The sequence below is a fragment of the Streptomyces sp. NPDC060198 genome, from assembly GCF_042728415.1.
Taxonomy (GTDB): domain Bacteria; phylum Actinomycetota; class Actinomycetes; order Streptomycetales; family Streptomycetaceae; genus Streptomyces.
Genome location: NZ_JBHWZJ010000664.1, coordinates 1 through 1,606, shown reverse-complemented (window position 1 = coordinate 1,606; position 1,606 = coordinate 1). Strand labels below are relative to the sequence as shown.

At 70.7% G+C, this 1,606-nt stretch carries 2 protein-coding genes; one reads left to right on the top strand and one right to left on the bottom strand.

Annotation, left to right across the window (positions count from 1 at the left end; translation table 11 throughout):
- Positions 1–71: 71 nt before the first annotated feature.
- On the bottom strand, positions 72–275 hold the full coding sequence (locus tag ACFWEP_RS34555) for a hypothetical protein (protein WP_387376251.1): 204 nt from the start codon (positions 273–275) through the stop codon (positions 72–74).
- 137 nt (positions 276–412) lie between these two features.
- Between ACFWEP_RS34555 and ACFWEP_RS34550 the strand changes: the two genes are divergently transcribed.
- Positions 413–1,387, top strand: a complete 975-nt coding sequence (locus ACFWEP_RS34550) for a LuxR C-terminal-related transcriptional regulator (RefSeq protein WP_387376249.1) — start codon at positions 413–415, stop codon at positions 1,385–1,387.
- The last annotated feature ends 219 nt before the right edge of the window (positions 1,388–1,606 follow it).

Below are 1,606 nucleotides of genomic sequence, written 5' to 3'. Positions count from 1 at the left end.
CGGCAGGGGGGCGCTGTTGGTCCCGGTCGCGGACCTCCCGAGTACCTCGACCGGAGGCGGGTGGGGAGCGGTCAGCCCCAGCCGACGTCGTTGGTGGACGCGGTCGGCGTCGCGCTGGGCGTCGGTGTGCCGTTCGCCGGCGGAGTACCCCAGCCCACGTCCTCCGCCGAAGTCGGCGTGACGTCCTCCGCCGATGCGGTGGCCGCGAGACCGGTGACGGCCGCGCCGCTGAGCAGGACCGAGGCGACCAGGGTGGCGATCGTCCTTCTGGACATCGAACCCCTCCTTTCGAACGTGCGTTCGCTCCGAACGCTCTGGAGCAACTCTCCCAGCTCCCATGTCCTGCGCCAACCGCCGCGCCGTGCTGAAATACGCACGTGCTGTTTCTGGCGCACGATCAACTGGGGGAAACATGGCGGAAGTTGGGCAAGAGGGGCGCGCGCTACTCGCGGAGAGCGCTGTCGAAACGTACCGTGCGGTCGCTGCTGGCGAGCCCCCCGCCGATGATGCGGCCCTCGCCGAGCTCGCAGCCCTCCAGCTCGTCGCGGCCGACCCGTACCGCCCCGGTCACCACATCGCCCGCGACCCCCGAGCCGTCGCACAGGAGCTGATGACGAGCGCCCTCGCCGACCTCACGGCCACGGTCGCGCGGATCACGCAGATCCCCGCCGTCGAAGGGCTGGCCACGGAGTACGACCCGCACCGCTTCTATGGAGGCCCCGGCTCGGAGTACCTCGGTACACCGGCGCTGATGAATTCCCGCATCGGCCCCCTTACCGACACCGCCACGCAGGAGGTCTACACCGCCCAGCCTGGCGAGCCGGCCGACCGGGACCCCGAGATCCTCCGCCTCGGTGCCGAGCGCACCGAGGCCGCCTGTCGGCGCGGCGTCCGCGTCCGCTCCCTCTACACCGCGCGGGTTGCCGAGCACGCCCAGGCCGCCGAGCACGCCGAGCGCCTGGTCCAAGCCGGTTCCGAGGTGCGCGTGCTCAGCAGCCCCTTCCCTCGGATGGTGATCCTCGACCGTCAGCACCTGTTCATCGACAACCTGATCGTGGATGGCGCCGGGGCCCACTCGGGCTGGCACGTCTCCGACCGCAGCGCGGTCATGTGGGCGCGTGCGGTTTTCGAGGAGTACTGGGGGCGGGCCACGCCCTGGCAGGCCCTCCATCGGGCCTCCGTGGACGCGGTGAGCACGAGCCGCCAGCGGTCCATCTTGCGCGAGCTGGAGGCCGGCCAGGCCCAGAAGCAAGTCGGCAAGCGCCTCGGTCTGGCCGAGCGCACCGTGACCAAGGAGCTGGCCGCCCTGCGGGACCAGCTCGGTGTCCGGACCCTGTACCAGGTGATGATCTGGTGGGGGCGTACGCCGGAGCGCGACCTGCCGTGAATCGCACATCGTGTCACGGATCTGTGGACATCGCCCTACAGCCTGTAGATCGTCAGTGCCCCTGCGTAGAGTGGCGTGTGGGGAGGCGGTCTTCGGTCCGCCGCCTGACGCACAGCCCCAGACAGACCCGTCCCGGATGCTCGGGAGGCTCCGGGTCGGAAAGATCGCCCCCCTGCCGAATACACCGGCAGGGGGGCGATCTGCTGCACACAGTAACCC